Annotated in this window: 21 protein-coding genes; 4 read left to right on the top strand and 17 right to left on the bottom strand. The window is 44.2% G+C overall.

The features are described 5' to 3' along the window. Positions 1-9: 9 nt before the first annotated feature. From R8O11_RS08340 to R8O11_RS08305, 8 genes are all read right to left on the bottom strand, one after another. On the bottom strand, positions 10-765 hold the full coding sequence (locus tag R8O11_RS08340; RefSeq protein ID WP_158155475.1) for a molecular chaperone: 756 nt from the start codon (positions 763-765) through the stop codon (positions 10-12). Positions 766-785: 20 nt separating this feature from the next. Continuing rightward, positions 786-1,283, bottom strand: coding sequence for a spore coat U domain-containing protein (locus R8O11_RS08335; protein WP_005383978.1), 498 nt, complete (start codon positions 1,281-1,283; stop codon positions 786-788). A 39-nt stretch (positions 1,284-1,322) separates the two neighbouring features. Then, on the bottom strand, positions 1,323-1,868 hold the full coding sequence (locus R8O11_RS08330) for a spore coat U domain-containing protein (protein ID WP_021035866.1): 546 nt from the start codon (positions 1,866-1,868) through the stop codon (positions 1,323-1,325). 388 nt (positions 1,869-2,256) lie between these two features. Further along, positions 2,257-3,288 (bottom strand): L-threonine 3-dehydrogenase, encoded by a 1,032-nt coding sequence (tdh, locus tag R8O11_RS08325; RefSeq protein ID WP_005383983.1) that lies wholly within the window; start codon positions 3,286-3,288, stop codon positions 2,257-2,259. A 44-nt stretch (positions 3,289-3,332) separates the two neighbouring features. Next, positions 3,333-4,526, bottom strand: coding sequence for a glycine C-acetyltransferase (locus tag R8O11_RS08320; protein ID WP_171345512.1), 1,194 nt, complete (start codon positions 4,524-4,526; stop codon positions 3,333-3,335). Positions 4,527-4,738: 212 nt separating this feature from the next. Further along, positions 4,739-7,069: a putative bifunctional diguanylate cyclase/phosphodiesterase gene (locus R8O11_RS08315; RefSeq protein WP_138939440.1), complete on the bottom strand. Its 2,331-nt coding sequence runs from the start codon at positions 7,067-7,069 to the stop codon at positions 4,739-4,741. Continuing rightward, the gene (locus tag R8O11_RS08310; RefSeq protein ID WP_042521667.1) at positions 7,066-7,998 is read right to left on the bottom strand and encodes a transporter substrate-binding domain-containing protein; all 933 of its coding nucleotides are present in this window, start codon (positions 7,996-7,998) and stop codon (positions 7,066-7,068) included. Before R8O11_RS08310 ends, R8O11_RS08315 begins: the two co-directional genes overlap by 4 nt. Positions 7,999-8,060: 62 nt before the next feature. Next, on the bottom strand, positions 8,061-9,470 hold the full coding sequence (locus R8O11_RS08305; RefSeq protein WP_005375092.1) for an aminotransferase class V-fold PLP-dependent enzyme: 1,410 nt from the start codon (positions 9,468-9,470) through the stop codon (positions 8,061-8,063). A 541-nt stretch (positions 9,471-10,011) separates the two neighbouring features. Between R8O11_RS08305 and R8O11_RS08300 the strand changes: the two genes are divergently transcribed. Next, positions 10,012-10,527 (top strand): superoxide dismutase family protein, encoded by a 516-nt coding sequence (locus R8O11_RS08300; protein WP_017635497.1) that lies wholly within the window; start codon positions 10,012-10,014, stop codon positions 10,525-10,527. Positions 10,528-10,554: 27 nt separating this feature from the next. On the opposite strand, the gene R8O11_RS08295 is transcribed toward R8O11_RS08300, so the two are convergent. The 4 genes from R8O11_RS08295 to R8O11_RS08280 form a co-directional block, all read right to left on the bottom strand. After that, positions 10,555-11,928, bottom strand: coding sequence for a HAMP domain-containing sensor histidine kinase (locus tag R8O11_RS08295; RefSeq protein ID WP_318194074.1), 1,374 nt, complete (start codon positions 11,926-11,928; stop codon positions 10,555-10,557). Between the two features lie 116 nt (positions 11,929-12,044). Next, a complete protein-coding gene (locus R8O11_RS08290) occupies positions 12,045-12,776 on the bottom strand; it encodes a response regulator transcription factor (protein ID WP_033906707.1) in 732 nt (243 codons plus the stop codon). A 146-nt stretch (positions 12,777-12,922) separates the two neighbouring features. Further along, the gene (locus tag R8O11_RS08285; protein ID WP_033906706.1) at positions 12,923-13,618 is read right to left on the bottom strand and encodes a spondin domain-containing protein; all 696 of its coding nucleotides are present in this window, start codon (positions 13,616-13,618) and stop codon (positions 12,923-12,925) included. A gap of 9 nt (positions 13,619-13,627) precedes the next feature. Next, positions 13,628-14,311: a spondin domain-containing protein gene (locus R8O11_RS08280; protein WP_318194073.1), complete on the bottom strand. Its 684-nt coding sequence runs from the start codon at positions 14,309-14,311 to the stop codon at positions 13,628-13,630. 288 nt (positions 14,312-14,599) lie between these two features. Here R8O11_RS08280 and R8O11_RS08275 point away from each other — a divergent pair, with 288 nt between their 5' ends. From R8O11_RS08275 to R8O11_RS08265, 3 genes are all read left to right on the top strand, one after another. Continuing rightward, positions 14,600-15,073 (top strand): hypothetical protein, encoded by a 474-nt coding sequence (locus tag R8O11_RS08275; protein WP_318194072.1) that lies wholly within the window; start codon positions 14,600-14,602, stop codon positions 15,071-15,073. Between the two features lie 77 nt (positions 15,074-15,150). Continuing rightward, positions 15,151-16,080: a LysR family transcriptional regulator gene (locus tag R8O11_RS08270; RefSeq protein ID WP_033906703.1), complete on the top strand. Its 930-nt coding sequence runs from the start codon at positions 15,151-15,153 to the stop codon at positions 16,078-16,080. 11 nt (positions 16,081-16,091) lie between these two features. Further along, the gene (locus R8O11_RS08265; RefSeq protein WP_161445704.1) at positions 16,092-16,475 is read left to right on the top strand and encodes a VOC family protein; all 384 of its coding nucleotides are present in this window, start codon (positions 16,092-16,094) and stop codon (positions 16,473-16,475) included. 57 nt (positions 16,476-16,532) lie between these two features. Here the strand turns inward: R8O11_RS08265 and R8O11_RS08260 are convergent, their stop codons facing one another. The 5 genes from R8O11_RS08260 to R8O11_RS08240 all read right to left on the bottom strand — a co-directional run bounded on the left by R8O11_RS08260 (position 16,533) and on the right by R8O11_RS08240 (position 20,795). After that, positions 16,533-17,972 carry a PepSY domain-containing protein gene (locus R8O11_RS08260; protein WP_318194071.1) on the bottom strand — a complete coding sequence of 480 codons (1,440 nt, stop codon included), beginning with the start codon at positions 17,970-17,972 and terminating at the stop codon, positions 16,533-16,535. Positions 17,973-18,387: 415 nt separating this feature from the next. Next, a complete protein-coding gene (locus tag R8O11_RS08255; RefSeq protein ID WP_080276971.1) occupies positions 18,388-18,747 on the bottom strand; it encodes a hypothetical protein in 360 nt (119 codons plus the stop codon). Between the two features lie 219 nt (positions 18,748-18,966). After that, positions 18,967-19,356, bottom strand: coding sequence for a cytochrome b562 (locus R8O11_RS08250; protein ID WP_064369619.1), 390 nt, complete (start codon positions 19,354-19,356; stop codon positions 18,967-18,969). A gap of 156 nt (positions 19,357-19,512) precedes the next feature. Next, entirely contained in the window at positions 19,513-20,265 is a 753-nt protein-coding gene (locus R8O11_RS08245; RefSeq protein ID WP_170960403.1) for a phosphatase, read from the bottom strand. An 83-nt stretch (positions 20,266-20,348) separates the two neighbouring features. Further along, positions 20,349-20,795, bottom strand: a complete 447-nt coding sequence (locus R8O11_RS08240) for an SRPBCC family protein (RefSeq protein ID WP_053303872.1) — start codon at positions 20,793-20,795, stop codon at positions 20,349-20,351. Between the last annotated feature and the right edge of the window lie 76 nt (positions 20,796-20,871).

The raw sequence follows: 20,871 nt of genomic DNA, 5'->3' as shown, positions 1-20,871 counted from the left end.
ATCTATTCATTATTGCTTCAATGGTATTTGGTAACGTTTACCTCCAATATTCGCGCTCAAACTCAAGGGCCTGACATTACTATGGGGAATAGACCAAACCTTATACTGTTCAGGAAGAATATAGCCAGCTAGTCCATCGGAAATAACGACAGGATCTTTATTTGGTAGATTCAACTGTAAATTCACTAAGCGAACATGGTGTTTTCCTGAATTTTTAATGTGAACAAAACGCTGATTATTTTTCTTAATAAACTGTGCCTGTAAATCACCCCATAATTCACTGTCACGGTTTGGTGTTTGAGTATCAGTCAGCCCTTTCCCGTAAATAAACAAAGGTATCGAGTAACGCATTCGGACTTTGACAGCGAGTTCATTTTCCGTCAATTCTGTTTGAGGGTTTTGAGTTGGCGGTAATTCATCTATGATCACTCGGTATGCATACTCCTTACCCGCAGAGGCCTCATCTTGGTTGATGATGCGGATTAACTGCTTTTCACCTGGTTCAATTTTGACAAACGGAGGGGTTGCAATTAACTGGCTTTGACTTGAATAGCTATCTTCTCCTTCGTTTTGTTCCCACTTAAAAATTCTCACCTGTAAATAAGAATCAACACTGCCTTTATTTACCATCCAAAGTGATGTTGCATTACTCTCCTCTGATATTTTGGGGTAAATCGGCCAAATTAATAATGAGTTAGCGTTGGCATTTGAGAAAAAAACAAAAAGGAAGGTTATTAATAATAGTTTTTTGAGTATGAATTCCATTTCACCCCTCCAAAGTTCACTTACCACTCTAATGTCAGCGTAAGCGTATCCATATAAATTCCAGCCATTTCATTCCCATTTATTGTCGCCTTTGCCCAGATAGGAAACTGAATATTATCTGGGTCTTGGTCAGTATCGACGGAATATTGCGTGTCAATATCAAGCACCTGCGTATAATTTAGATCCTGAAACAAAAAGTAATCTACCGTTGTCGCTTCTTCACTGTGCTTTAGCTTACGTACACCATCCGATGCATTCATCCCGCCATTTACGGAAACATTCATCGTAATACCCGGAGTACAACTTAATGTGAGTGATGAACTGTAAGTGATGCTGCCTTGTACTTCCGTCACGTAAACTGAAGAATGCTCACCAAAATCTAACGTGCCTATTTGCCCGGCTTGGGTTGCGCTTTCTTCTTGTACTGCGCCGTTAATCAAACAACCTGTATCTACGGTGGCAGACACCTGAAAAGTTTGTGTCGCATCAGCCAGCACAGTTAAAGAACACAAACTCATCGCGACAAGTGAAAAGCCCCTAACAACCAGCGTCACGTTTTACCAGCTTAGCGTCACACTGATGGTATCGGAGTATGTACCGGCAATGCTGCTCGTACCGTAAGCTTTCGCAAAAAGCTCAATAGTTTGCGATGTTGCACTAGTAAATTCAGACAGAGCTACCGTCCCACCTTGTATAATTTGTGTGCTTCGGTCTGAGTCGGTAAACAACGTATAATCAATAAATTGCGCGCCATTTGACATCGCGTAGGTACCAACGGTCGCACTTGCATCATACAATCCGGTGCCCAATGTAAACGTCGGTGTCACACCATTACTACAAAGCACTTCAATACCCGTCGCACTACCACCATTTACCACACCATCTTGTTCACTGAAGATTGCAGGCACGTCTCCAAAGGCGAGTGAGCCAAAGCCAACGCCAGAAGCTGCATCTACCGCATTATTTCCATTAATCACACAACCTTGTACAAGGTTAATTGAAACATCAATCGTACCGCTCACTGACGCTCCATTCGCTTGCCAACTAAATGAGGTTAAGAGCAGAGGCATCATCAGATAAAATCTTTTCATATAAAGCTCCATTTTTACATTCCACTGTATATCGGTAACCTTTTTATTAGTTATAGCTCAATTATGACAAACCAAATGCATATAAAATGTAAAACAATAAAAAGAAGCAGGATAAGGATAAAGACGAACGGAAAATAAAAACATTAAACTTAAAAATGACGATTTTTAAGCATGTAATGCTAAAAATAACCTCTAAAAACAAATGGTTATTATCTTGTTCCAAATACAGAATTGACAATTAGTTAGAAGGTAGGGTGAAGTTGAGTGGAAAAAATCTAAAAAAAGTAGCAGAACGATACGAGAAGTTTAGAAAAGATTGGCGACCATTTCTTCCCGAAACAAAAATCTTCATGAAACAAAAATGCGCCCCAAAAAGGAGCGCATTTCTTACTTGAATAAGTTATTCCCAATCAAGAATAACTTTGCCTGACATACCGCTGCGCATTACATCGAAGCCTTCTTGGAAGTCATCAATCTTGTAGTGGTGCGTGATGATTGGCGATAGATCCAGACCAGATTGGATCAGTGAAGCCATCTTGTACCAAGTTTCGAACATTTCGCGACCGTAGATACCTTTGATCACCAAGCCTTTGAAGATAACTTGGTTCCAGTCGATACCCATGTCTGACGGTGGAATACCTAGTAGTGCAATGCGACCACCGTGGTTCATTGTGGTTAGCATTGAGTTGAATGCTGCTGGGTTACCAGACATTTCTAGACCAACGTCGAAGCCTTCTGTCATGCCTAGCTCAGCCATTACGTCTTCTAGCTTCTCTTCAGCCACGTTTACTGCGCGTGTTACACCCATCTTACGAGCAAGTTCTAGACGGTATTCGTTCACGTCTGTGATCACTACGTGGCGAGCACCAACGTGTTTAGCAACCGCAGCTGCCATGATACCGATTGGGCCAGCACCTGTGATAAGCACGTCTTCACCTACTAGGTCGAAAGAAAGTGCTGTGTGTACTGCGTTACCAAACGGGTCAAAGATAGACGCTAGATCGTCAGAGATGCCTTCAGGGATCTTGAACGCATTGAACGCTGGGATCACTAGGTATTCAGCGAATGCACCTTCACGGTTAACACCCACACCAATTGTGTTACGACATAGGTGAGTACGGCCACCACGACAGTTACGACAATGACCACACGTGATGTGACCTTCGCCAGATACGCGGTCACCGATTTCAAAGCCACGAACTTCCTGACCAATCGCAACCACTTCACCCACGTATTCGTGACCGACAACCATAGGCACTGGAATGGTTTTTTGTGACCATTCGTCCCAGTTATAGATGTGTACGTCTGTACCACAGATAGCGGTTTTCTTAATTTTGATCAGAATGTCGTTATGGCCGACTTCAGGTTTATCAACCTCAGTCATCCAGATGCCTTCTTCAGGCTTTAGCTTTGATAATGCTTTAATTTTCATAATGTAACCTTAATTAAAGGCCCTATTGTCTAAGGCCTAGAATCTTAAATAAGACCCATGTCCTTACCAACTTGGATGAACGCGTCGATTGCACGGTCTAGTTGCTCGCGAGAGTGCGCCGCAGACATTTGAGTACGGATACGTGCTTGACCTTTTGGTACTACAGGGAATGAGAAGCCGATTACGTAGATGCCTTTCTCCAGCGCACGCTCTGCAAATTCTGCTGCTACTTTTGCGTCGCCAAGCATGATTGGGATGATTGCGTGGTCAGCACCACCCATTGTGAAACCAGCGTCTTCCATACGAGTACGGAAGTGTGCTGCGTTTTCCCATAGACGATCACGTAGGTCACCGCTCTCTTCTAGTAGATCTAGAACGCGGATAGAAGCGCTTACGATTGCTGGTGCAACAGAGTTAGAGAATAGGTATGGACGAGAACGCTGACGTAGCCAGTCAATCACTTCCGCTTTACCAGATGTGTAACCGCCTGAAGCGCCGCCCATTGCTTTGCCTAGCGTACCAGTGATGATGTCGATACGGTCAACTACGTTGTGGTGCTCGTGCGTACCTGCACCTGTTTTGCCCATGAAGCCAACAGCGTGAGAGTCATCAACCATAGTCAACGCGCCGTACTTCTCTGCTAGGTCACAGATAGCCGGAAGGTTTGCTACTACGCCGTCCATTGAGAACACACCGTCCGTTACGATAAGAATGTGGCGAGCACCTGCTTCTTTCGCAGCGATCAGTTGTTGCTCTAGCTCTTCCATGTTGTTGTTTGAGTAGCGGAAACGCATTGCTTTACATAGACGAACACCGTCGATGATTGACGCGTGGTTTAAAGCGTCAGAGATGATTGCGTCTTCTTTGCCTAGAATAGTTTCAAATAGGCCCGCGTTTGCGTCGAAACATGATGTGTAAAGAATCGTATCTTCTTTACCTAGGAACTTAGAAAGCTTCTGCTCAAGCTCTTTGTGGATGTCTTGCGTACCACAGATAAAACGTACTGAAGCCATACCAAAGCCGTGCTCGTCCATGCCTGCTTTACCCGCTTCGATAAGTGCCGGGTGGTTAGCAAGACCAAGGTAGTTGTTCGCACAGAAGTTTAGTACTTCTTCACCAGTAGAGATTTTAACAGCCGCTTGCTGTTGAGACATGATGACACGCTCTGATTTGTAAAGGCCTTCCGCCTTTACTTCTTCGATTTGCTGCTGAATCTGTTGGTAGAATGCAGAAGACATTTGAAATTCCTTCCTAGTTATTTTGGCGAGTATTTACTCGTTTAGAATTAGGCTTAGCCTTTATGTGACGGGCGTCACGGGCTATCACTCATCAATTAATTGTAGTGTAATTCAAGGAAGGAGGAAGGATTATACCTTAAGGTGGAAAAGCATTAATGAATCCTAGGCATAAATTCAATTAATGCTTTTCTATGAGGTTGTTATAAAAGGAATTATAGCCAGGTAGGCTTAGCCAAAAGTGCTTCAAAGTCCTTAGCAGGTAATGGTCGGCTATAGTGGAAACCTTGTCCGAACTCACAGTTTAGGTTTTTCAGGTAATCCACATGACGCTGTTCTTCGATGCCTTCTGCGACGATCTTAAGATCCAGCGCTTTCGCCATTGCTATGATTACGTTCACAAGCTCGCGGTCTGAGTCGTTCTCGAACATATTTTGCATAAAGCTACGATCAATCTTTAAGCGGTCGAACGGAAACTTCTGCAAGTAACTCAGCGCAGAATAACCAGTACCAAAATCATCAATAGTAAGTTTGGTGCCTAACGCTCGTAAGTTATTAAGCATGTCTAATAGCTCAGAATCGTGATTGAAGAGGAGACTTTCTGTCACTTCAATATCGAACTTATCTGACGGAAGACCAGACTCCTCAAGGCTGTGTTTAATAAACGTAAGTAAGCGCTCGCAATACCTAAATTGAACACTAGAAAAGTTTACAGAAACAAACAACGGAGTCAGACTTTGCCATTGTGCCGCTTGTCGACACGCTTGTTGAATAGCAAACTCACCAATTTGATGAATTAAACCATTTTTCTCTGCAATAGAGATAAACTCTTCAGGGTTTACGAATCCGTACTTGTCATCATTCCAACGCATTAGCGCTTCTGCCCCTACGATTTTACCACTACTCAGCTCAATAATTGGCTGATAATACAGTTCTAACAACTGATTGGAGATCGCACTTCTCAGACGATTTTCCAGATCCAAATAGCGTTGCAAATCTTGGTTCATATTATGGTTATAAAAACAAAAGCCATCACGCCCATCTTGTTTCGCCCGATACATTGCCATATCTGCACATGCAAGAAGCTGCTCAGCGTTGTCTCCGTCATCCGGGAACACAGACATTCCGACGCTACTACTCAAGAAGAATTCATGGTTGTTCCAAACAAACGGATCGTTAAACGCCGAAAGTACACTTGAAGCAACTCGCTTTGCAGTATCATTATCAGGCAAATCAGGGATGACGAGTAAAAACTCATCCCCACCAATTCTCGCCAATAAGTCTGTTTTTCTCGCGACTTGATACAGTCGCTGAGCACTTAGTTTAAGGATTTCATCCCCAACAAAGTGTCCCATTGAATCGTTAATCTGCTTGAAGTGGTCTAAGTCGATGAACATCACCAAAACTTTAGACCCACTACGCGATGCCCTAATTAACTCCAAAGCCAATCGCTCGGAACCATAACTACGATTAGGCAAATTAGTTAATGTGTCATATTTAGCTTGGAAGGCGAGTTCTTTTTCAGACGCTTTTCGACGTTCAATTTCGTTCGTTAATTTTTTATTCTGTTGAGAAAGAATATCTTTACGCTTTTTTTCTTCTTCAAGCTTAATTTTCAATTCAATCCTATTATTGTTCGTGATGAATGCATAACATAAAGCAATGACGATCATAACGGCCAGAATACTCAAACCAATAATAAAGAGCCGTGATGTAAATATATCTCGTTCACTCAAAGGCTCGAACCACGCCATCAATTTAAAGTGATGTTTATCCACAGGCACTTCAAAGTAAATTTTTCCGTCTACAGCCTCAGAAACGAAATAGTTCTCATCCTTATTGTGAGAAGGTATTTTATTTATGGTATCCCATACAACCATTTCCACGTCTTTTATTTTTAGCACCATTCGGCTATAACTATCTTCGTGTTCTTGGTTAGTAAGTTGGTCAATAACAATATTCTTATTAAGATCGGCAATTAAAAAAGCAACAGGCTTTCCGGAGAACTTAACTTGCTTAATGACTTGAATGCGAACGTCATCATTGTATCGCGTCGCACAAACCTCTTCGGGATGCCCGTGTTGAGTCATTAAGGTTTGTATGTCCATTTTGTGCTCGGCAAGGTTTTCAGATCCAGTGGTGACAATGGTGACTCCATCACTGCCTACCAGCGTGAGCTTTTTATAGATTTGGCTGCTATTAATTAGCTTACTGTCTATCTTCTCATCGAAGCGACGCTTTAAATTAATTAAACTGGCACCTAACCCATACTCCATTGACATTCCAGAAGCTAAATTACCAAAGAATGTTTGTATTGTTTTATCTGTAGCTAGATTATCAACATCTTCACTCGCTATGGTAAATAAATTATCGAGTGTGCTTGCATAACTTTTAACTTTTAAATCTAGTTCTCTGTATTGAGATTCTTTTAATTTATTTTGACCTACGCTAGTCACAGTAATAAGCATAGCTAGGTAAATTGAAACTAATATTGCGCTTATTGTAATAAATCTTTTACTGGAAAATTTTTTAACGGCCTTATTCATCGGACTTTCTTTTTATCTTCTATAAAGTAATCGTTATAAAAGTAGTAAATAGATGGATAGTATTTTTTTACTAATTTTTCGTATGAACCGTCTTTTTTTATCGAGTTTAAATAACGATCAAATGCTTTGCGTAATTCAGGGGAATTTTTACGGAATGCAACAGCCATTTTTTGATTTTCAGATATAGGGCCAATGACTTTTATTTCGCCCGGCCATTTTTCGAGGGCAATTAGCGTATCCGCAACATCTAATAATGTGCTTTCCGCATCATTTTTCATTATCGCTGGAACCATCTCATTAAGGAGACGCGCCCCATCAGGTAATATAACTTTTGCACCTGTGTCATATAAGTCATAAAGGTTAGGATCCAAGCAAGAATGTTCTAAAGCTAACACTTCGCGACCATCGATCAGCTGCTTGACGTTTTTAACATCTTCATTGACCGACCCACTTGGTTTAATCGGGCTCAGACTAGAGTCGGATCTGGAAACCAACCATACACCTGAAGGAAAATAATCTTGTGAAAAATCGACAACCTCAGAGCGCCAATCAAGAATAGTAACGCCATTTGCGATCAAGTCGCCTTCAATTGGAACACTTTCTCCGACAACAGCCTGCTTGTTGTGATATTGCACATTTTGCCCTGTCAACTTACCAACCACGTCGCTCCACTGTGCTGGAACATACTGGTACTGAACACCTAACGACTTGGCAAAACCTTTTATTATCTCTACATCCAAGCCAGTCAAAGTTTCCACTTCACCTTGTTCAATATAGGAGACAAAGTTAGCGTACGGGACACCAATGTGACGCAGTACACCGCGTTCACGGATTTGTTGTAAATCGTCTGACCAAGCGGCAGATGACGCAACAGAGGTAACCATGAGCGCCACCGTCGCTAAAGTTCTTTTGAATGTTATGACTGACATAATAATATCCTTACCTTTCACAAAGCGCCCAATAATGGGCGCTTGAGTGATAAACAACGATGTTAGAACGACGAGTAATACAAATTCGTCATCGCCACTACGAGCCCTTCCACATCTTGTTCGTCATGGAACAAATGCGTAGAGATACGCAGCGCGTAAGTATCAAAGTCATCATCCTTATGCAGCTTAAAGCTAGTCGTACGGATGATGTAACCATACTCTTCACGTAAACGATCTCGGAATTCCGTCAGTATCTCTTCATTAGTTACATCGGAGAACGGATTAACCGTCGTTAAGCCACTGGTTAAGCCTTCCACGTTTGGTGAATACATTTTGGCTTGTGGTAAGTACTCTTGAAGCAAGGTTTTACATAAACTACCAAGGCTTACAACTCGCTCTTCGATACGGTCTCGACCAATCTCATCCCACATTTTGCAACTATCAACTAGTGCTTGTTTCGCAGGATAGTTATCGTTACCAATGTATTGCATTTGCAGCTGTTTACCCAGGTAATCAGCATGAGAAAGTGAGGAGTTGATCAACCATAACGGGTTCTCTCGGTCACTCCAATACTCATTCAAACGGTTACCATTATCACGAACATACAGAATACCTGTCGCGCCCGGACCACACTGCCACTTATGACCAGATCCTGCATAGAAATCACAATCCATATCGTGGAAATCAAGGTCAAACATACCGACCGTATGCGCGCCATCAACAAGAGTAGGCACACCATACTCTTTTGCTAAAGCACAAATGGCTTTTGCTGGTAGCGCGGTTCCTGTTTTGTATGTGATATGAGAGAAAACAATTAGGCGAACGTTTTGATTCGCATCAAGCGCGTCTCGGAACGCTTGAATGTAATCTTGCTCAGAAACGTTTTCAGTACCAGTAAATACTGGTAGTTGAATTTCTACCACATCCACACCAAAACGATGTTTCGCTACGTTCATAGGTGATGTTGCAGCAATATGTTCATGGTGTGTCGTTAGAATCACATCACCTGGTTCAAAGTGTAAGCCATTAATGATCGAGCATAAGCCATCAGTAGTGTTGCGGCTGAGAATGATCTCTTCTGGGTTAGCACCAAAACCTGGTGCGACGTCTTTAACCATCTCAGAAACATACGGCCAAGAGCCAAATTTGCCTTTCATATCCCAAGGATATTTAGCCACCAGCTTGTTGTTATGCTCGTAATCTTCAAGAACATGTTTTGGCATTGAACCTGTTGTACCAATGTTCATGTAAGTGGTTCGTTTGTCCAAAACGAACTGTCTTCGCACTTTACGCCAGAAGCGCTTATCGTGTTTTCTACCTAGCCCGCGGCTGCTCCAATCAATTTTCTGTTCTCGTGCTTGAGCTACGCCTGAGAAAGCGGAAGCACTCACACCAGCAACAACAGCTCCTGTTGCGCCTTTCAGAAAATTACGGCGGCTGCTATTAGTCTGAATAGATTCCTTGTCTTTCATCTTTTTCAATCCTTGTCGGAAATTAGCCATATTATTAATTTTAAGTGCGTAACTATCTGTTACTAAAACATTATTACCCATTACAATCAGAGTTTAATTTTTTCCTCTGCCATTAAGTGACTTTAGTTCCAATTTTTTATCTTATTTGATGATATAAGCAACAGTTTGACCACAAATCTATAAACAACAATATTCACATTAATATATTCGTTAATTTGACTATTCTTTATTGCGGACAATTCCACCAAATTCTTTATAAAACAATTATGAGCTTTGTTATAAAGTCATTAAAAATTTAACTTTGCGTTAATTTAAAAATATTCAGGCTATTTTAAGATTGGCGTCTATTCTTTTTATATCTTAACGATCTCAATATGTTAAGACTAAATAAAAGAAAGCTGATTTCGGATCGAGATATCAGTTTAAGACCATAAAGTGATACACATCACTCTATGACATAAACTCACCGCTCAACATACATAAGTAAAACAGGTTTTCACTAATATGTGCTTGAGCGTACACCCTAAAAGAAGGAGGTCCCATGTTAAAAGGATTGCTATGCATTTCAGTTGCATCCGCTCTTGTCGCCGCCCCTAACGCGCTAGCAAAAACGGTAGAAATGACTGCTCTCAACACCAATGAGAGTGCGGGTACCATTGAGATTTCACAAAGTGATTATGGCGTTGTTTTTACGCCTCAATTATCAGGTTTGTCAGCAGGTGTGCACGGTTTCCATGTTCACACTAATCCATCTTGCGATAGCATAGAAAAGGATGACAAAACCGTATTAGGCGGCGCAGCAGGTGGCCATTATGATCCTAACAACACAGGGAAGCATGGCTATCCTTGGACCGATGACAATCATTTAGGCGACTTGCCTCCACTCTATGTGGACATGGACGGCAATGCCAATCAGCCCGTTGTCGCACCTCGCCTAAAATTATCGGATTTAAAAGGTCGAGCGTTAATGATCCATGCAGGTGGTGACAATCACTCCGATCACCCAAATAAGCTAGGTGGTGGTGGCGCTCGCGTCGTATGTGGTGTTATTGAATAAACATTAACTTATGTCTCACACTTCTCTTTAGATTGCGAGAAGTGTGAACTTCTGTTGATACTGAGAGGAGGTTGCATTGGTCTCAAGATAGCTGTGGTGAAGCATTAAGATCGATTGGACAATCTTCGTCCCGATCCCCAAAGAACCTCCCTCCGCTTCTTCCTCGATGTGATTGACGAAGGTAAAGTGGATACGCGACTTATCCTCACTCAAATGTGCTTGGCAATGCACTTCCGAGCCGATTGGGCTGTGGCGCAATGCATTTTCAAGCAGGTTCAATACCAACCGCTCCAATAGCCCCTTGTCACCCACGGTTTGGATTTCGCTATCGATATCCACTTTCAACACCACTTCTTTACGAGAAAACTGGCTCTGCATCGTTTCGGCACATTCTGCCATCAACGCGCCAAGATCTACGGGGCGGTACTCGTAGTTTGGCATTGGAGCTTCTTTGCGCGCGGCGTCTAACAAAGAATACAATTGAGTTGAGAGCTTCTCACAATTTCGGAAAGCGACGTCAATCAAAGGATCGGATTCCGGATGTTGCAAACGCCATGTTTCCAAATAACCCAGCACGCTCGATAACGGCGTTTTTAAATCATGACTAAGCTGCAACAAGCTTTGACGACGATGAGACGATTGATACTCCAACTGTAAAAACTGCTGCTGAATGTGCTTCGCCATCATCTGATAAGAGTGCGCAATCGGCACGAGCTCCGGCACTTGGTGAGTAAAATCAGGTTGCAGGCGGAAATCATGTTCGGCTTGCTGTTGAAGTTGCTTGGTCACACGCTCAATCGGGTTCAATAGGCTACGTTTCACCAGCACATAAGCTCCAAGAGCAAAGCCTAAAATGGAAACTAAGACCAGTCCTGCCAGCGCGATGTAAGGGGTATCGACTTGAGCATTGGCAATGGCATCATGTCGGGTACTGCCAATCACCACGTAGAGATAACCGACCGTAGAACCTAATTCCTCTATCGCCGCGACAGAAAAGACTTTGTGCTCACCACGATTACGTGGGTCTTCACCCAAAATAGGAAAAGGCTGGTCATTTAAGAATTGCTTAATGGGATTGAGATCCACCTTCCCCATGATTTCCGCCTCTTCCGGTGCTGCATGAGTGGTGATATTGCCTTGGCTATCGAGGAAGTAGATTTCAAAATCAGGGCCAATCAGCATGAGCGTGTGAAAGATCGACTTAAGTGCTTTAGGGTTGTAATCCGTTCCGATCATCAGCGGATTATCATCACGCATGTGGCTGGCTAGCTCTTTATGCAGGCTTTGCTTGGTGCGTAACTCAATGGTTTCTTTTTGCCAATTGTAAGTCAGTGCAATCACCACCGCCGCGAGGCAGAACCACAAGCTAGTAAATACTACCAAGCGAGATTTGAAGCTCATCCTATCGCCTCCTTAAACAGCGATGTTTTAGAAACACCCGTGATGATTGAAAAGTGACGGTGAAAACAACTGCCGACTTACTGTCTTGGCTTGATGTTTTGACTTACTTTCTTGCATTAGTGTCTTGGTTGAAACTTATACCCAACACCCCAAACAGTTTGAATGAAGTGATGATCAGAATCAGACAAAGACAACTTGCTGCGTAAACGGTTTATGGTGCTACACACCGTGTGGTGATAACCAGAATGACTGGTATTCCAAACGTGATCGAGCAATTCATCTTTACTGTAGACTCTGCCCGGACGAGTCGCGAGAAACTGCAGCAAAGTAAACTCTGTCGCGGTAAGAGTGACATCCTTGTCGTTTAAGGATACTTGGTGCAACTCCGGAATGATTCTCAGCGGACCAAAATCCATCGCATCATTGAGGACTTCATTTGCTACTTTGGCTTCTACGGTTTGGCTGACTCTGCGTAGCACGTTTCGCACTCGTGCTTGGACTTCTAATACGCTAAATGGCTTAGTGATGTAGTCATCAACGCCCGCTTCTAAACCGTCAACCTTGTCCATTTCACCGTCTCTGGCTGTCAGCATGAGCACTGGGCTCCAATCTTGTTGCTGACGCAAATAATGGCAGATGTCTAGGCCATCACCATCTGGTAAACCTCGGTCAAGGATCAATAAATCAAAGGGTTGTTGCTGGTATTGCGCTTTAGCATCGGCGACATTTGTGGCTCGCGACACTTGGTGTCCTTGAAACTTGAGATGCATCTGAACCAGTTCTGCCAAATCATCGTCATCTTCCACCAACAAGATGTTCGCGACTAAATTGATTGCCTGTTGTTCCATGGTCCTTTCCTTGCCTTCGAGTATCCTCACTTTGCACATGACCGGAACAAATTAGAAATTCTTTCAAAAAAGGTTCCGATGACGCCATGAGGGATAAAGCGCTCGGCTACAAGCGCTTTGGAAAGGAGACGTCATCGGAGCCTGTGTTACTCGACTCGAGTGATGGTGACTTTCGCACCTGGGTTCAGGAAACGATGGTTCGCAGAAAGTGCTGAGTTTACTAATCCGTCATCTTGGCTAACAACACCCGCATGAAAAGCAACAATGTCATTGCTGTCATTACGTGCGGCATTGAAACCCTCACCGCCACCTGCTGGGCCTGGAATGGTTGCGGCAAGTTCATCGTTCAGTTCCGTGCCAGAATCCCAAACGTTCATGCTCATTTCATAGCTTTCACCCACTGCGAGCGATTTGAGCGATAGCCCCGTTTCGCCAACAAAGGCATCATTGGTATTCACAAACATAGACGCAACAGACAAGTAACCGTAACGACTAGGGTCAACCGTGATGGTGACTTCGTCCGATGCACCCGGCAACACCAATCCATTACCCGAAATACCTTGGTAAACACTGTCATTGCTGTTCATCAACTCAATCAGCTCAGCGTTACTCCCGCCTTCGGCAAGATGCTCAAGTTCAACAGATGCGGCTTGTCCAATTTCAAACAGTTGGTAGTCACCATTGTGAGTGAGTACCGCGAGCGGAGACATAGGTTGATTCGCAGTCAAGTTCGCCACGTTGACGGTGTAGCGGTACGATTTCACTACATCGTTATCATCATCGCTTGGACAACCGGCGAGCAAGCCGACTGAAGCTGCAACTAGTAAGATTCTGTATTTCATACATCCCCCTTACTTCACAACGATTGTGATGGTTGCAACTGGGTTTAACCAACGATGGCTGCTGCTGTCTAGGTCACTGATGCCGCCGGCTGGATCGCTATCACCAAGGTTACCCGGATGCACGTGAACTTTGTCGTTAGTTACCGTTGCTTCAACGCCTGTGCCGCCAGTACCAAAGGTAATGAAAGGTGGGTTTGGCATGCTAGACGCAAGTTCATCGTTCGCTTCTGTACCGGCATCGTAACTTCTTAGCGTTGCTCGGTATGTACCCGCTTCCGTTGGAATCTTCCAACTATCCAGACCGACGAAACCATCATTGGTTGGCAACAACATCGCGCTCAGAGAAAGATAACCGTGGTCGCCACTGTCCAAGGTGAAGGTGGTTGCAACACCCGGATTCAAAATGCCACCAGCAGGGTTCTCAACCACAGCACCACCAGCGTTACCAATCACACTAGCAAGACCAGAGATATCACCGCCTTCTGCCATTGCTTCTAGTTCTGGCGTTGCTGCTTGACCCGTTCTGAACATTTGAAGATCAGAACCATGTGCGGCAACAATAAGAGGCGTAAAGTAGATGCCTTGGGTTGCGTTTGTCACGGTGATTTCCAATTCCGCCGCATTCACTGATGCAGAGCCTAGTGCCATAGCGACTGAAGTCATGACGAGTCCGAGTTGGGTACGTTTTTTCATTGTGATTCCATCCTTTAATGAGGGTTGAACTACCCAAGCTCATGTGTACGGCTTTACTTCTTTGTTCGTGACTTGAGTAGGTTAAGCATTACGTTTCGAACGTTTTGCGTTCTTGCCTCTAAGAATGACGAGCAAATCTATCAGCAACTTCATCGAATTCTCATAAAATTCTCACAAGTTCTGTTCGAATTCTGTCAGCAGCACTTTTTTACTCTTAATCAGGTGTTTACACGTCGCGCTTTCCCCTCCTACAATGCGATATTCCCTGTTTAAATCACGATTCTCACCATGATTCATAACGTTCTGTCTGCCTACTATGGCGAAATCTACGGCATCGCTTTTTTCAACCACTACTTGAGCCATTACACCCAAAGTGAACAACAAACACTGTGGCAAACCTTGATTGAAGTGGAAGAGCTAACCGCAGAAAAGCTCAGACCTGTACTGCAAACAAATGGCATAGATATCGAAAGTCGACACCAAGAGATGCTAGATAAAGGCTTGGCAGATGCAACCAAGTGGATTGGTTTACCATGGCAAGAGTTGGTGGCGACTCTTCTGAAGTGGGTAGAACCTTATGAGGTTAAGTATCGAGAGTGGCATGAAGAAGTGAACGCTTCACAGCAGTATTCAATCGCTGAGCGAGATGCTATCGAGTTGATTGCAGACCACGAAACGGCCATTTATCACTGTTGGCAGCAATACCATACTGGTGAATCTGGCTTGCCTGCACTCAAAGCATTTTTGGCAAAATATCGTTAAAGCGAGACGGTGACACTTGAACCTCGTGAAACCGTACCAGACAATATCGTTATTCCGCTGCGCAGAACTGAACAATTATGGTTAATCCAAAACTCATAGCCCTACTTCCTGATCTTGCTTCGTTTATCTTGGTGGTAAACGAAGGCAGTTTTACCGCTGCTGCTAAACAACTCGGCGTAACGCCATCGGCTTTAAGTAAGTTGATCACACGATTAGAGCAAGCCCTCTCAGTGAAACTGTTTGAGCGCACGACTCGTAAGTTGATCATTACTCAAGCTGGGCAAAAGGTTTACGACCAAAGCATCGCAATGGTGAATGCCGCGCAGCAAGCCGTTGAGCTATCAGCGGAAGATCATGCCGAGCCAACAGGCGCACTCACAGTGGCAGCCCCTGAAGCATTTCTTAATTCGGTGCTTCAACCGTTTGTGTTGCCATTCCTAGAACGTTATCCAAATATACAGCTTAAGCTGCGTGCAGCAGATGGTGAGATCGATCTGTTCCGCCAAGGAATTGATGTCGCATTCAAGCTCACCGACAAACCCGATGAGAATCTGGTCCTCAAAGAGATCAGCAAGACCAACCTTGTTTTGTGTGCCTCTCCAGATTACCTAGCCAAACACGGTATGCCTGAGCACCCAACCGAGCTTGAGCAGCACGACTGTATTTACCTTGCCGAGAACGACAAAGACAACATCTGGTCGTTCTTTAAAGAGGAAGCGTTCCACTCGATCGCAGTAAGTGGACGCTACGCCGTCAACCATTCTCAAATGCGCTTGAACGGGGTTAAGTCTGGCTTGGGAATTGGGATCTTCCATGACTTCGTGATCAAAGACGCTTTAGAGCAAGGAGAAGTGGTGGAGGTTCTGCCGGATTGGATGATCAAGAGTAACTATCATGGCGCTATCGCGATGCAGTATGCGCAAACCAAATACATGCCCGCTCGTCTGCGTGTGTTTATCGACTTCGTTAAGGAGCATTTAGTCTCCGAGGATACTAACCATGCTTGAAGAGGCTAACCATGTTTAATGCCATTCATCACGTCGCGATCATTTGCAGCGATTACCCAAAGTCAAAACGCTTTTACACTGAAGTGTTAGGACTGAAAGTCATTGCCGAGAACTATCGTGAAGCCAGAGACTCCTACAAGCTTGACCTCGCTTTACCTGACGGCAGTCAAGTTGAACTGTTTAGCTTTCCGGGCGCCCCTGAGAGACCGAGCTTTCCCGAAGCGCAAGGCCTGCGACATCTCGCTTTTTTGGTTGATGATGTTGAGCAAGTGAAAGTCTACCTAGAATCGAATGACGTTGAAGTTGAGCCAATTCGTATTGACGAATTTACAGGCAAAGCCTTTACCTTCTTCCAAGACCCAGATGGCTTGCCACTGGAGATTTACCAGAAATAAAAAGAGCCAGCACTTCGACTTCACAGGCTCTTTTATTATTCCATTCTTTGTCTGTTACTAATTCAACGCCGTTTTCAGTTTCTCAACGCGGTTGAACAACAGCCAATCCAGTGCGAGAACCGTAACAATTGCCAAACCGCCCATCGGGAACGCGAGACACAATATCACTAACGTTACTAAGCCAAGCTTCCAAATACTGTCTTGTTGAAACTTAGGTGGCGCGCCCAATGCGGCACTGCGACTTGGTCTACGAATCCACCACATCACCACACCTGTGATTGAGATTAAGATGAACGCCAAACAGAACACTACGTTGAGTACTTTGTTCAATATACTCACATCACCTTGATGCAATGACACACCTGCCGCCATGAACTTGGCAAATAGGCTGTAATCTTGCCACGTTACATCCACCAACAAGCGACCGGAATACTGGTCAAAGTGGCTGGTGCGATCTTGTCTTGGGTCGGAAATGTCGCCGCCCATAGAGTTAGCTGCAACGGTGTAAACGCCCGTCTCAGAGCGTGGTAAAAACAGCTTATAGCCAGTGAAGCCCATCATTTCAGCCTTGAGGATGATATCATCAATGGAGAGCGCATCATGACTGCCTGCGTATGCCATCTCTTCCTTCATATTGGCATGATCATGAGCGGGCTTATCTTTCGATTCTGGCACAGCAGCAAGCTCTAAGTTCCATGGCATCTCTTCTGAAGCACCGTGGTTAAGATCTTTATGTGTCAGTGTGGATTCCGGTTTCTCACCCCATGTGTAATAGGTTGGGAAGGTATTCCAAGCTTGTACCATTTTCGCCCCCCAGATCCCTGCCCACGACAATCCTGAAATCAAAAAGAACAACAGAACAAGCGACAGTACACCACCTAAATTCGCATGTAGGTCACGCATCAAAATTCGAGGGCCATTGTTAAGGCGAATTTTCAAAAAGCCGGCGCGGCTGGCGTTGTCTCTCGGTAACCAAAGGTACAAACCAGACACCAACAGCAAAATCCCCAGACTTGCGGCGATTTCAATTAAACGGTCGCCTAGGTCGCCGATGAGCAATGTGCCGTGAATGCTGTTCATCAGTTCATAAATGCTATCACCACGATTAATGGTGCCCTGTACGTCTCCTGTATAGGGATTTACTGCAACAATCAGCGAGCTGCCTTCTTGGTTTTGAATCGAGAATCGGTTGGCAATATCGGCCGTTTTAGCAGGTACAAATTGAGTGATATTAAAATCGGGATACGCCTGCTTTACGGTTTCCAATTGTGCAGAGACAGGAATCATGTGCTCTTGTGGTGAAACTTGTAATGTCGCTTCGTATCGAGCCAGTTCGATTTCGTCATCAAACAACATCACCAATCCCGTGAGGGAAAGCATCAGCATAAATGGAATGACGAACAAACCTGCGTAGAAGTGCCATCGCCACGTCATAAAGTAGATGGATTTTGCGCGTGAGGCTTCCTTGAGTTGAGGCTTTGCCGAGTTTCTCAACATGTGTATTTTCCTTTTTTCATTGTTGAACACCCAAATTCAGCCAAACGCATCCTACACATACGCATTCGTATGTGGCGCTATTTGACTTAGATTCGGGAGTACTACTGCTCGAAGTGGCAGTGTTGCTGACTATATACCCAAGTGACTTCAAGATGCTGGATTCAGAGCGTTGTCATTGATTCGAGTGCAAAGAAAACAACGCTGTGTAATAGACAACTCTTTCCAAGTTTTTTGAAGCAGCAATCGGAGCAATGACACGCTCCCGAAGGGCGAGTTGCCTTGGCTTATATACTTTGTTGTCGATATCTTGATTTAGACCCACTAGACCTTTAAATCGCCGCCGCGTCTACAAACCAAGTCATTCTCGCTGAACCAAGCATCTCGAGGTTACTTGGGTATCGTGTAATTGTTTTCGTTATGAGAAAAGGGAAACTGGCGGCGCTCGAGGAACTGGTGTTTCAAATCGCACACTTAGAGCCAAATAAGCGTAGCTGTCAGAAGTCACCAAGCTCTGTCTTGAAAGTATCGGTGTCGTTGGAAGTGTATCGTGATGAAAAGTCGAGAAGTGGCTAAACGGACAAGGCTTGCCTTTGTGGCTGACCGAATTGTCGCCCTCTTCTATTTGGACCAACTCAAATCCGTTAAGCGTACATAGCGTCGCCCACACGCCCATGCTGTTACCATGAGCATTGATAACAGGCATCAGTGTCACTAGCACCCAACTGAGAGCACTAGCAAATAACATCGAGCGGTAAAAAGGAATTAATCTACGCATAACGGTGACTTAACAAATTTCACACAGCGTAACCAATTTTGAGTGATAGCTCAAAAAACAGTATCAATAAGTGGTTGCTACCTCACAGGTTTTCTTGAATGCATCGATTGACAGGCGCAAAAAAGCCCGCCGAAATGGCAGGCTGATAATGTGTTCATTCATTACTTAGAGATAACACGTAACCCACTGCCACGAGCAAATGCTCCGCTCAGTAGATAATTAGCCGAACAACTTGCTCCAAATGCTTGGATTGCGCTTGCCGTGGTACTCTTCACGAAGACTATCGATTTCACGCAGTTGAGCTTTTGCTTCTTGTAGCTTGCCCGCATCAAGATCCGCTTCAATCTTATCTAGCGTTACCGTCAGCTTGTTAAAGCCTTCTAAGTAAGTATCAAACTTCTCTGGTGGGTAATTACCACGCTTAGATTGTTCAACAATCGCTTGCAAGCTATCAATCGCAGATTTCATGGTGTCAACATCAGACGCTTCCGCCGCCTGTTTGAATTCCATCTTCATCTGTTTCATGTTTTGTTTTAAATCAACCGCTTCTGCCATTGCGTATGTTGAGCCAAACGCAATCGCACACCCTAGGACTAAAGGACGTAACATTTTTCACTTCTCCATTTATAGTGCCGAATTCTGTGTCGGCTTTATTCACCCAAATAACCTACGCCATAAAAGGCGAAAAACTAGCTTATTTGAGTATTTCCGGGTCGCAGTGTAAAGCAATCTGGCGTCAGGTGCATACCTTAAATGTAATCAAGTTTATGCGTTGAGAATGCTGTCATATTCTGCAATTGGTTTACGGCCTCTCAAAGCTAAGAAAGACAAAAACTGCTGAGCGGTGTGAGTAATCACTTTCTTGCTATCAATACCCACTTTGTCCATTAACTCTCCAACCAACTCCAGATTACCAACATCGTGACAGAAGTGCGCGTCACTGCCCGTGGTGAAGAAAACACCGAGATCTTTCCCGATTTGTGCAATCTCGTGGCAACGGTCTACGCTGCCTACTCGGCTATTGCCCTTCAGAGTGGTGTTGTTAATTTCAATCGCGACATTGTGCTCTTTCGCGCACGCTAAAACGGTCTGAAAATCAAAGTCGAAATTTGGATTACCAAGATGACCGAGCGCATCAATACGGCCACTCTGAATGACATTAACAAGTGCTTCCGTGTGAGTTTGCTTGTTTGCAGGACGAAAAACGGGTTCATGAAAACTCGCGATCACCCAATCTAAGTTGCGGTCCACACTCAGTGGAATATCAATGTCGCCTTCGGTATTCATAATGTTAGATTCAACGCCACGAATAATCGCAACGCCTTCAAGAAAGCGAGGCAGAATTTTCTGGTTAGAGAAAAACCAGTAATGAGGCGCACCCGGCATTGATTCTGCGTGATCGGTCGTGCAGAACATATCCAGCCCGTTCTCTTTTGCCAACTTTGCATTTTCAAGCAAGGTACTGTACGCGTGACCACTGGCGTACGTATGTGTATGGGTATCAACTTTAAATTCCATCATCCACTCTCTTAGGTGAGCTATCTTGCGTGCTATTGTATACCTTCAGGCAACGCATCGTCAGCCCAAGATAAGCAAGAACCCTAAGCTTGCTCTTCACTAATGGCTTTTATCAAGGGTAAGGCTTTTTCCCATCCGTGATTAAACATAGAAACAAAGTCGTTGTGAGTATGAATGGTAACATTGAGTAGTAAACGATCGTTGTTGGTATCGATCTGGTAGATCTCTCGCGATCCGATCCACCTAGATGCTAGGTCAGCATCGAGTTGTTGACGATTATCCGGATTAAAAATGGCAACATGATGAAATTCAAGTTTTTGAAGCGGTAGCACCGTATCTATGATCGCCGTTGTCCCGCCCATATCTGGATCAAAAAAAGTGATGCCACCTCCTTCTTCCCAAGCTCCTTCAAATTGAGACTGCGGTGAAAAGGCTTGTGCCCAACGTTTATACAACTCAACATCGGTTAGCACTTCCCACACTCGTTGCGGTGTCGCCGAAATTTCGACGTAATAATTTAGCGTAAGCATGATTTCTCTCCCTGAACCTTTCTTGACGCTAGCCCATACTCAGGAAAAATCAAACCACACGACCAATTTATCTACC

The organism is Vibrio sp. 1288 (assembly GCF_033344475.1).
This window is presented reverse-complemented; position numbering and strand designations above follow the sequence as displayed.

Bases quoted from the DNA above. Each gene is read 5' to 3' on its own strand.
- R8O11_RS08280 (WP_318194073.1), bottom strand. From the start codon at position 14,311: ATGAAAAAACGTACCCAACTCGGACTCGTCATGACTTCAGTCGCTATG.
- R8O11_RS08265 (WP_161445704.1), top strand. From the start codon at position 16,092: ATGTTTAATGCCATTCATCACGTCGCGATCATTTGCAGCGATTACCCA.
- R8O11_RS08335 (WP_005383978.1), bottom strand. From the start codon at position 1,283: ATGAGTTTGTGTTCTTTAACTGTGCTGGCTGATGCGACACAAACTTTT.
- R8O11_RS08330 (WP_021035866.1), bottom strand. From the start codon at position 1,868: ATGGAGCTTTATATGAAAAGATTTTATCTGATGATGCCTCTGCTCTTA.
- R8O11_RS08315 (WP_138939440.1), bottom strand. From the start codon at position 7,069: ATGAATAAGGCCGTTAAAAAATTTTCCAGTAAAAGATTTATTACAATA.
- R8O11_RS08250 (WP_064369619.1), bottom strand. From the start codon at position 19,356: ATGTTACGTCCTTTAGTCCTAGGGTGTGCGATTGCGTTTGGCTCAACA.
- R8O11_RS08305 (WP_005375092.1), bottom strand. From the start codon at position 9,470: ATGAAAGACAAGGAATCTATTCAGACTAATAGCAGCCGCCGTAATTTT.
- R8O11_RS08290 (WP_033906707.1), bottom strand. From the start codon at position 12,776: ATGGAACAACAGGCAATCAATTTAGTCGCGAACATCTTGTTGGTGGAA.
- R8O11_RS08245 (WP_170960403.1), bottom strand. From the start codon at position 20,265: ATGGAATTTAAAGTTGATACCCATACACATACGTACGCCAGTGGTCAC.
- R8O11_RS08340 (WP_158155475.1), bottom strand. From the start codon at position 765: ATGGAATTCATACTCAAAAAACTATTATTAATAACCTTCCTTTTTGTT.
- R8O11_RS08275 (WP_318194072.1), top strand. From the start codon at position 14,600: ATGATTCATAACGTTCTGTCTGCCTACTATGGCGAAATCTACGGCATC.
- R8O11_RS08310 (WP_042521667.1), bottom strand. From the start codon at position 7,998: ATGTCAGTCATAACATTCAAAAGAACTTTAGCGACGGTGGCGCTCATG.
- R8O11_RS08270 (WP_033906703.1), top strand. From the start codon at position 15,151: ATGGTTAATCCAAAACTCATAGCCCTACTTCCTGATCTTGCTTCGTTT.
- R8O11_RS08255 (WP_080276971.1), bottom strand. From the start codon at position 18,747: ATGCGTAGATTAATTCCTTTTTACCGCTCGATGTTATTTGCTAGTGCT.
- R8O11_RS08300 (WP_017635497.1), top strand. From the start codon at position 10,012: ATGTTAAAAGGATTGCTATGCATTTCAGTTGCATCCGCTCTTGTCGCC.
- R8O11_RS08320 (WP_171345512.1), bottom strand. From the start codon at position 4,526: ATGTCTTCTGCATTCTACCAACAGATTCAGCAGCAAATCGAAGAAGTA.
- R8O11_RS08260 (WP_318194071.1), bottom strand. From the start codon at position 17,972: ATGTTGAGAAACTCGGCAAAGCCTCAACTCAAGGAAGCCTCACGCGCA.
- R8O11_RS08240 (WP_053303872.1), bottom strand. From the start codon at position 20,795: ATGCTTACGCTAAATTATTACGTCGAAATTTCGGCGACACCGCAACGA.
- tdh (WP_005383983.1), bottom strand. From the start codon at position 3,288: ATGAAAATTAAAGCATTATCAAAGCTAAAGCCTGAAGAAGGCATCTGG.
- R8O11_RS08285 (WP_033906706.1), bottom strand. From the start codon at position 13,618: ATGAAATACAGAATCTTACTAGTTGCAGCTTCAGTCGGCTTGCTCGCC.
- R8O11_RS08295 (WP_318194074.1), bottom strand. From the start codon at position 11,928: ATGAGCTTCAAATCTCGCTTGGTAGTATTTACTAGCTTGTGGTTCTGC.